Annotated in this window: 10 protein-coding genes; 8 read left to right on the top strand and 2 right to left on the bottom strand. The window is 69.5% G+C overall.

Going from position 1 to position 8,024, the window contains the following annotated elements; all coding sequences use genetic code 11:
• The 6 genes from V7D28_RS04245 to V7D28_RS04220 all read left to right on the top strand — a co-directional run.
• The coding region (locus V7D28_RS04245) for a type II toxin-antitoxin system VapC family toxin (RefSeq protein WP_333586117.1) at positions 1-222 on the top strand (222 nt) is incomplete at its 5' end.
• A gap of 102 nt (positions 223-324) precedes the next feature.
• Positions 325-1,107 carry an enoyl-CoA hydratase-related protein gene (locus tag V7D28_RS04240; RefSeq protein ID WP_333586116.1) on the top strand — a complete coding sequence of 261 codons (783 nt, stop codon included), beginning with the start codon at positions 325-327 and terminating at the stop codon, positions 1,105-1,107.
• A 56-nt stretch (positions 1,108-1,163) separates the two neighbouring features.
• Positions 1,164-2,822, top strand: coding sequence for a choline dehydrogenase (locus V7D28_RS04235; RefSeq protein ID WP_333586115.1), 1,659 nt, complete (start codon positions 1,164-1,166; stop codon positions 2,820-2,822).
• A gap of 120 nt (positions 2,823-2,942) precedes the next feature.
• Positions 2,943-3,764: a TIGR02587 family membrane protein gene (locus tag V7D28_RS04230; protein ID WP_333586114.1), complete on the top strand. Its 822-nt coding sequence runs from the start codon at positions 2,943-2,945 to the stop codon at positions 3,762-3,764.
• Entirely contained in the window at positions 3,761-4,177 is a 417-nt protein-coding gene (locus V7D28_RS04225) for a hypothetical protein (RefSeq protein WP_333586113.1), read from the top strand. The genes V7D28_RS04230 and V7D28_RS04225 overlap by 4 nt, the downstream gene beginning before the upstream one ends.
• Positions 4,178-4,257: 80 nt before the next feature.
• Entirely contained in the window at positions 4,258-5,208 is a 951-nt protein-coding gene (locus V7D28_RS04220) for an aldo/keto reductase (RefSeq protein WP_333586112.1), read from the top strand.
• 10 nt (positions 5,209-5,218) lie between these two features.
• On the opposite strand, the gene V7D28_RS04215 is transcribed toward V7D28_RS04220, so the two are convergent.
• Positions 5,219-5,692, bottom strand: coding sequence for a phasin family protein (locus V7D28_RS04215; protein WP_333586111.1), 474 nt, complete (start codon positions 5,690-5,692; stop codon positions 5,219-5,221).
• A gap of 321 nt (positions 5,693-6,013) precedes the next feature.
• On the opposite strand from V7D28_RS04215, the gene rnk reads away from it, so the two are divergent.
• Together rnk and V7D28_RS04205 are read left to right on the top strand one after the other, a co-directional pair.
• Positions 6,014-6,415: a nucleoside diphosphate kinase regulator gene (gene rnk / locus V7D28_RS04210; RefSeq protein ID WP_333586110.1), complete on the top strand. Its 402-nt coding sequence runs from the start codon at positions 6,014-6,016 to the stop codon at positions 6,413-6,415.
• Positions 6,409-7,161: a sulfite exporter TauE/SafE family protein gene (locus V7D28_RS04205; RefSeq protein WP_333586109.1), complete on the top strand. Its 753-nt coding sequence runs from the start codon at positions 6,409-6,411 to the stop codon at positions 7,159-7,161. The genes rnk and V7D28_RS04205 overlap by 7 nt, the downstream gene beginning before the upstream one ends.
• Before the next feature lie 31 nt (positions 7,162-7,192).
• On the opposite strand, the gene V7D28_RS04200 is transcribed toward V7D28_RS04205, so the two are convergent.
• Positions 7,193-7,738 carry a PAS domain-containing protein gene (locus V7D28_RS04200; protein WP_333586108.1) on the bottom strand — a complete coding sequence of 182 codons (546 nt, stop codon included), beginning with the start codon at positions 7,736-7,738 and terminating at the stop codon, positions 7,193-7,195.
• Positions 7,739-8,024 lie beyond the last annotated feature (286 nt).

Below are 8,024 nucleotides of genomic sequence, written 5' to 3'. Positions count from 1 at the left end.
GAAATGAGCGCCCTCGTGGAAGGGCTCGGCTTCGACGTCGTTCCGCTGTCGGGGGCCGGGGCGGCGAAGGTCGCCGAAGCCTATGGGCGCTGGGGCAAGGGCGCGCATGCGGCGTCCCTCAATTTCGGCGACTGCTTCGCCTACGCCCTGGCGCGGGAGCTCGGGCGCCCGCTGCTGTTTGTGGGTGAAGACTTCGTCGCGACGGACATCGAGGCCGCCTGAAGATCCGCTCCAGGACGGACATCTGGGCTCGCCCCTCGCTGGAGGCTTGACGGACGCTGCGGCGCCTTACTCATCATGTGATCAATGATAAGGGAGGACGTCATGGCCTATGAGTTCATCAAGGTCGATCGCGAGGGGCCGGTGACCATCGTCACCCTGAATCGTCCCGAGGTGATGAACGCCCTCCATTCGCCGGCCCATCACGAACTGCATGCGGCCTTCGACGCCTTCGCCGCCGACCCGGACCAGTGGGTGGCCATCGTCACCGGCGCCGGAGAGCGGGCCTTTTCGGCCGGCAACGATCTGAAGCACCAGGCCGGCGGCGGCGGCATGGGTCTGCCGGCGTCAGGCTTCGCCGGCCTGACCGAGCGATTCGACCTCACCAAGCCCCTGATCGCGGCGGTGAACGGGGTGGCCATGGGGGGCGGGTTCGAGATCGCCCTGGCCTGTGACCTGATCATCGCCGCCGAGACCGCCACCTTCGCCCTGCCCGAGCCGCGGGTGGGCCTGGCCGCGCTGGCCGGCGGCCTGCACCGCCTGCCGCGGCAGATCGGCCAGAAGCAGGCCATGGGCATGATCCTCACCGGCCGCCGGGTGAGCGCGGCGGAGGGGCGCGAGCTGGGCTTCGTCAATGAGGTCGTCCCCGCCGCCGAGCTGATGAGCGCCGCCCGCCGCTGGGCGGCCCAGATCTGCGAGCTGTCGCCCATGTCGATCCGCGCCTCCAAGGAGGCGGTGTTCAAGGGGCTGGACGAACCCAGCCTGGCCGCGGCCATGGGCGCCCAGATGCGCTATCCGGCCATTTCGGCCATGCTGCGCTCTGAGGATTTCAAGGAAGGGCCGCGCGCCTTCGCCGAAAAGCGCGCGCCGGAGTGGAAGGGCCGCTAAGCTCCACAATAACGGACCGCAGGGTCTCGACAGATAATCCAAGGGGAGGGACGGTCTTGGACCGGTACGACTTCATCATCATCGGCGCCGGCTCGGCCGGCTGCGTGCTGGCCAACCGGCTTAGCGAGGACCCGAGCGTCAAGGTCCTGCTGCTGGAGGCCGGCGGCAAGGACGCCTCGCTCATGGTCAAGATGCCGGCCGGGGTCGGCGGCCTGATCAGCAAGGAAGGCCCCTATAACTGGGGATTCTGGACCGAGCCGGAGCCCCATCTCGATGGTCGCAAGCTCTGGTGGCCCCGGGGCCGCGGCTGGGGTGGCTCGTCCTCGATCAACGGCATGATCTACATTCGCGGCCACGCCCGCGACTATGACCAGTGGCGCCAGATGGGTCTGGCCGGCTGGTCCTATGCCGAGGTGCTGCCCTATTTCAAACGCTCCGAGGCGCTGGAGGGCGGCGGCGACGCCTGGCACGGGGGCGAGGGCCCGCTGAAGGTGTCCAAGGCTTCGTCCACCAATCCCATCTATGCCGCCACCATCGAGGCCGGCCGCCAGGCGGGCCATCCGATCACCAAGGATTTCAATGGCTTCCAGCAGGAAGGTTGGGGTCCCTATCAGCTCACCATCCATGACGGCCAGCGCTGGAGCGCGGCCCGGGGCTATCTGCATCCGGCCCTGAAGCGGCCCAACCTGACCTGCCTGACCGGCGCGCGCACCACCCGCATCATCATCGAGAACGGCCGCGCCACGGGCGTGGAATATGTGGACGACAAGACCAAGGCCAAGACGGTGGTCCACGCCGCCCGCGAAGTGCTGCTCAGCGCCGGCGCCGTGCAGTCGCCGCAGATCCTGCAGCTTTCAGGCGTCGGCGATCCTGAAGAACTGCAGAAGCACGGCGTGCCCGTGGTCCATGCCCTGAAGGGCGTGGGGGCCAACCTCCAGGACCATCTGGACGTGACCCTGAACTGGGAATGTCCCCTGCCGATCACCGCCTTCTCCATGCGCAAGGGCCTGTTGCGGACCCTCGGCGTGGGGATGAACTATGTGTTCTTCAACAAGGGACCCGGGCGCCAGCAATTCCTGGAGTCGGGCGCCTTCCTGCGCTCGCGCCCCGACCTCGACCGGCCCGACCTGCAGATCCACTGCGTGCTGGCCATCATGCAGGACCACGGCAAGGTGGCCATCGCCAAGGACGGCTTCACCTTCCACGTCTGCCAGCTTCGCCCCGAGAGCCGCGGGCGGGTGGGGCTGCGCTCGGCCGATCCCATGGATCATCCGGCCATCTTCGCCAATTATCTGGCCACCGAGGAAGACCGCCGGGCCGTGCGCGAAGGGGTCAAGATGATGCGCCAGGTGGCCGCCCAGTCCGCCCTTGATCCCTATCGCGGGGACGAGCTGAACCCCGGTCCCGCAGTGCAGAGCGACGCCGAGATCGACGCCTGGATCCGCCGCACGTCCGAGACCATCTACCATCCGGTGGGCACCTGTAAGATGGGGGCCGAGGGCGACGCCATGGCCGTGGTGGACGCCGAACTCAAGGTGCGCGGCATCGCCGGCCTGCGGGTGGTCGACGCCTCGGTCATGCCGACCCTGGTGGGGGGCAACACCAATGCGCCCACCATCATGATCGCCGAAAAGGCCAGCGACATGATCCTGGGCCGCGCCGCCCTGCCGGCGGAGGACGTCCCGGTCTATGCGGACGGCCAGCAGGCCGCCTGATCGCGCCCTTTCGCGTCGCCGCACGCGCAGGGTCGTGGACGGCCCCGGCGGGAACCTCGCCGGGGCCGTTCCGTTTCCGCAGCCAGGTCCGGACCAAGTCCGGACGCCAGGGATTTGCGGATGGCGCAGGATCAGGCGCGGGAGACGGCGGCGCCCTCCAACCGGGACTTTCTGATCGGCTTGGCGCGGGCCTTCGCCGGCGCCCTGATCTTCTCCCTGCCCATGCTGATGACCATGGAGATGTGGGAGCTGGGCTTCTACATGTCGCCTGCGCGCCTGGCCCTCATGCTGGTCCTCACCCTTCCGATCCTGGTGGGGCTGTCGCGCTTCGGCGGCTTCCGGCCCACCGCCAGCCTCGCCGACGACGTGGCCGACGCCCTGGTGGCTATTCTGGTGGCCCTGGCGGCCAGCACGGCGACCCTGCTGGTCTTCGGCGTCACCAATGATGAGATGAGCGCCTCCGAGGTGGCGGGCAAGATCATCCTCCAGGTCCCGCCCGCGGCCCTGGGGGCCATGCTGGCCCGCAGCCAGCTGGGCATGGGGGCCGACGAGCAGCCCGGCTCCTATCTCGGCGAGCTGTTCCTCATGGGGGTCGGGGCGCTCTTTCTGTCGTTCAACATGGCGCCCACCGAGGAGATGGTGCTCATCGCCTACAAGATGTCGGTGGAGCAGGAGATCGTCCTGCTGGCCGGCACGCTCCTGCTCATGCACGCCCTGGTCTATTCGGTGGACCTGCCGGGGACCCATCGGGACGGAACGGGCTGGAGCGCGCTCGTCAGGTTCACCATTCCCGGCTACGCCATCGTGCTGATGGTGAGCCTGCTCGTCCTGTGGCTGTTCGGACGCCTGGACGGCTTTTCCAGCGCCGAAAGCCTGAGCGCGGCCATCGTCCTGTCCTTTCCCGGCGCCATCGGCGCCGCAGTGGCGAGGCTGGTGCTGTGAGCCGGGATGAACAGACGCGGGAAGGCCCGCCGCCGCTCCAGACCACCTCGCCGCTGGAGTGGGGCGTGGCTCTGGCCGGCCTCGTGGTCGTGGCGGGCGCGGTGATCTACCTGCTTGTCTATGCGGCGCTCGGCGCCCAGGGGCCGCCGCTGATGTCCCTGGCCAAGGTGTCGGCCGCCCCCATGGGCGAGGCCTACGCCCTGCGGTTCGAGGCGCGCAACGACGGCGGCGCCACGGCGGCCAATGTCCAGCTGTCGGCCGAACTGACCCTCGACGGGGCGGTGGTGGAGCGCGCCCAGGCCACGCTCGACTACCTGCCGCGCAATGGACGGCGGGAGGGCGCCTTCGTCTTCACCCGCGATCCGCAAGCCTATGAGGTGCGCCTGCGCATCGAAGGCTATGCCGAGCCCTGACATCTCCGCCGGCCTCCCGCTATGATCGCCGCCACAGAAGCGGCCCGCAGGCGCCGCCGCCAGCCAGGGGAGACGAGACGATGGACATGCGCAGGCTCGGACGTTCGGACCTGAAGATCGCGCCGCTGGTGCTGGGGACCAATGTCTTCGGCTGGACGGCGAACGAGAAGACCTCCTTCGCCATCCTCGACGCTTTCGTGGATGGCGGCTTCAACGCCGTGGACACCGCCGACGTCTATTCCCGCTGGTCGCCGGCCGGAGCAGGCGCCTCCGAAACCGTGATCGGAAACTGGATCGCCCAGGGCGGCGGGCGGCGGGAGAAGATCGTGCTGGCCACCAAGGTCGGCTCGGAAATGGGCGAGGGGATGAAGGGGCTTTCGGCCCGCTACATCGAACAGGCGGTGGAAGCCTCGCTCCAGCGGCTGAAGACCGACAGGATCGACCTCTATCAGTCTCACCGCGACGATCCCGACACCCCGCAGGACGAGACCGCCGAGGCCTATGCCCGTCTGGTCAAGGCCGGCAAGGTGCGGGTGATCGGCTCCTCCAACTTCACCCCCGAACGGCTGAAATCCGCGCTCGATGCGGCCCAGGCCGCGGGCGCGCCGCGTTATGAGAGCGAGCAGCCGCTCTACAACCTCTATGACCGGGCGGGCTTCGAGGCCGGGCTGCAGAAGCTCTGCATCGAAGAAGAGGTGGGCGTGATCCCCTATTACGGCCTGGCCAGCGGCTTCCTCACCGGCAAGTATCGCTCCGAGGAGGACCTCTCCAAGAGCCCTCGCGGCCGCGGGGCCAAGCGCTATCTGGACGCCCGCGGCCTGGCCATTCTGGAGGCCCTCGACGAGGTGAGCGCCGGCCACGGCGCGACGCCCGCCCAGGTGGCCCTGGCCTGGGTCATGGCCCAGCCCGGCCTCACCGGCCCCATCGCCAGCGCCACCAGCGTGAGCCAGCTGGAAGAGCTGATGGGGTCGGCGCGGCTCAAGCTGTCGGACGACGATCTGGCGCGGCTGGATCAGGCCAGCGCCAGCTGACGGGCGGCCGTCAGGCCTCGGGCGAGGGCGCGGCCTCCTTGGCCGCCTCCTTGGCCTTGGGCGCGACCTTGGGCGCGGCCGGCGGGGCGGAGGCCTCCGGCGCCGGGACGGGCGCTTCGGCGGCGGTTTCTGCGGCGGCCTCGCCCGCGGCCTCGCCGGCGCTGAGCGCGGTGGCGCCCACAAGCTCGATCAGGGCCGAGGTCTCCCGCGCATAGTCGGCCATGGCTTCGTCCATGAAGGCGCGCTGCAGGTTCCACACCTCTTCGGGGCTGCGGCATTCGGCCAGGCGCCGCCCCATTTCCATATCCTTGCGCAGGCGATCGCCCATAAAGGCCGACATGGCCTCGGCGGCCTTGCGCATGTTTTCGCTCAGCTGGACGCCGGCGTCGGACATCAGCTGCAGATTGCGCTGGCCCATGGCCATGACGGCTTCCATCTGCGGCAGGGCGTTGTCGAAGGCGGAGGAACTCTCTTTGGCGGACATCACTGTGCTCCTTTCGGGGCAGGGTGGGGGGAGTTTCAGCCTAACAGGTCTATCTGAAGTTGCGTTGACATGGCTCAAGGCGGCCTGAGGCGAGGGCGCGAGATGCCTGCGCGAGAGGCAAGATTGACTTTCCCTCGCCCGACGCTCTTGCTGGCGCACATGAGCCGCGCGCACTCGCAACGTATCCGGATCCGGGGAAGGGACCTGGCGGCAGGCCCGTCTCCCCGGGCGTGCGCTGCGCCGCAGCCAGGCCCGGGGCGAGCCCTCCTCTGATTCCCGCGGGCGCCCGTGCGCCCGTCACCCTTGCCTGGATAATCGAACATGACCGCGCCCAAGGCCCTTGAGCGGCCGCCCATCATCCTGTCCGAAACCGACGCTGAGCGGATCGGCGCCCTGGCCCTGCGGGCCGAGGCGCGCCTGCCGGACCTGGCGGAGCTGCTGATGCAGGAGATCGATCGCGCCGAGGTGCGTCCCGACCACGCCACGCCGCCCGATGTGGCGGGCATGGGCTCGCGCGTCACCTTCCTCGACCAGGGGACACGGCGAACGGTCGAGCTGGCCTATCCCTCTGAGGCCGATATCGAGGCCGGGCGCATCTCCATCCTCACCCCGGTGGGGGCGGGCCTGCTCGGCCTGCGGCCCGGCCAGCAGATCGACTGGCCCGACCGGGAGGGTCGCTCGCGGCCGCTGCAGGTGGTCGCCGTCGAGCCGCCCCCTTGCTGAGCGATCCGTTCTTCTACGCCCTGGCCGTCCCGGCGGTCATCCTGCTGGGCCTGGCCAAGGGCGGCTTTGCGGGGGTGGGGGCCATCGCCATGCCGCTGCTGGCCCTGGCCATCTCTCCGGTGAAGGCCGCGGCCATCCTGCTGCCCATCCTGATCCTGCAGGACGTGGTGGGGGTCTGGGCGTTCCGGCGCAGCTGGGACGGGGGCGTGCTGTGGCTGATGATCCCGTCGGCGGCGGTGGGCATCCTGCTGGGCTATCTGCTGGCGGCCCAGGTCTCGGCGACGGTGGTCCTCGGGGTGCTGGGCGCCATCAGCGTGCTCTTCGCCCTGCACAGGCTCTGGCTCATGCGCGGCGGCGGCGTCGCCGCGCCCAGCAATGCCCCGGCCGGGGTGGGCGTCCTGCTGGGGGTGGCGTCCGGCTTCACCAGCCACATCGCCCATGCGGGTCAGCCGCCGTTCCAGATGTGGGTCCTGCCCCGGAACCTGGCCCCGCCGGTCCTGGTGGGCACCACGGCCATCTTCTTTGCGGTGGTGAACTGGATCAAGGTTCCGGCCTATCTGGCGCTGGGCCAGTTCACGGCGGAGAACCTGACCACGGCGGCGGTCCTGGCGCCCCTGGCCATCGCCTCCACCCTGGCCGGGGTTTGGCTGGTGCGGCGCATCCAGCCCGAACGCTTCTACCTGGCCATCTATGTGCTGATGGTCCTGGTGGGGCTCCAACTCCTCTGGAAGGCCTTCGCCGGCTGAGCGCCCGGGCCAGGTCCCCCCAGATCGACGGTCAGGCGATCCGCCGACCGTCCAGGGCGGCCAGACGCAGGCGGGGGGCCGCCTCATTGGCCGGTCCCCCGCGGCGGATGTTCTCCAGCGCGAAGGACAGGATCGGCTGGCCTCTCAGGCGCGAGACCAGGGTCAGGGGCTGGTAGAGGCCGAGGAACCGGTCGGGTCCCTCATCGGGTCCGGCCAGGGGCGCGAACAGGATCTCCATACCGATGGCCACGTCCTCGCCGTGGGCCTGGGCGATGACCACGATGGGCTCGGGGCGCCGGCGGGCCATCTCCAGGGATGTCTGAAGGTCCATGCGATCGCGCGGGCTGAACAGGGAGAGCGCGTTCTGCTGGCGCAGGTCGCGCTGATGCAGATCGGCCACCAGGGCGCCGGCCAGGCGGATGGGATAGATGCCCGAACAGACGCGGCCCACCATCACCACCTGGGGCAGCAGGTCGGCGAAATCGGCCGGACTGATGGCGGTGCGCGGCGGCGGCGCGCCCGGCCGCGCACGACGGCGCCAATAGTCTATCAACCGTTCTGTATTTGGATGGCACATCGACATCGCTGCGCGGCTCCATGCGCGCCCCAACTCGGGCGCATGGGCCTTGCAGAGAGTTTCGGACCAAGCAGCGTCTGTTCCGGACCGGGACAGGGGGCCGTGCGCAAGGGGGCGTTCACCCTGCGGCGGCCTGAAACTTGCAGGGTCTGTCGCGTAACGGGAGGCCGCCATGGCGCCGCAAAAGACCTTGCTCGGCCTGATCCTCGGGTCTGGCCTGTTTTTCCTGGCCAGCGCCGCGCCGGAGCGGGCGGAAGCCTGTTGCGAGCCGCCGCCGCCTGTCTGC

The sequence above is a fragment of the Phenylobacterium sp. genome (assembly GCF_036723115.1).
Classification (GTDB): Bacteria; Pseudomonadota; Alphaproteobacteria; order Caulobacterales; family Caulobacteraceae; genus Phenylobacterium.
This window is presented reverse-complemented; position numbering and strand designations above follow the sequence as displayed.

Coding starts and splice junctions, on each gene's coding strand:
- V7D28_RS04230 (WP_333586114.1), top strand. CDS start 2,943: ATGGCGCAGGATCAGGCGCGGGAGACGGCGGCGCCCTCCAACCGGGAC.
- V7D28_RS04220 (WP_333586112.1), top strand. CDS start 4,258: ATGGACATGCGCAGGCTCGGACGTTCGGACCTGAAGATCGCGCCGCTG.
- V7D28_RS04240 (WP_333586116.1), top strand. CDS start 325: ATGGCCTATGAGTTCATCAAGGTCGATCGCGAGGGGCCGGTGACCATC.
- V7D28_RS04200 (WP_333586108.1), bottom strand. CDS start 7,738: ATGTGCCATCCAAATACAGAACGGTTGATAGACTATTGGCGCCGTCGT.
- V7D28_RS04215 (WP_333586111.1), bottom strand. CDS start 5,692: ATGTCCGCCAAAGAGAGTTCCTCCGCCTTCGACAACGCCCTGCCGCAG.
- rnk (WP_333586110.1), top strand. CDS start 6,014: ATGACCGCGCCCAAGGCCCTTGAGCGGCCGCCCATCATCCTGTCCGAA.